Annotated in this window: 1 protein-coding gene; it reads left to right on the forward strand. The window is 42.1% G+C overall.

All coding sequences use genetic code 11. The annotated features are described in order from the left end of the window. Position 1: 1 nt before the first annotated feature. A partial coding sequence (locus CF394_RS00680) for a hypothetical protein (protein WP_243370598.1) occupies positions 2-240 on the forward strand: 239 nt, incomplete at its 3' end.

Here is a 240-nt window from a genome sequence, read left to right on the forward strand (position 1 = left end):
TTTGTCTTCACTTGTTTTATCAGGATTTTTATTAAACCATTATATGACAGTTGGAGCGGAAGAAACGACTACGAATACCATTCAGCAAAGCCAGAAGGAAGTTCAGTATCAGCAAAGGGATGCCAAGAATTTAGTTGAAAATGGTGATTTTAGTCAGACGGAGAACGGAAGCAATCCTTGGACAGGAAGCAAAGCCCAGGGGTGGTCAGCTTGGGTAGACCAGAAGAATAGTTCTTCAGG

This window comes from Tetzosporium hominis, assembly GCF_002265435.1.
GTDB classification, from domain to species: domain Bacteria; phylum Bacillota; class Bacilli; order Bacillales_A; family Planococcaceae; genus Chryseomicrobium; species Chryseomicrobium hominis.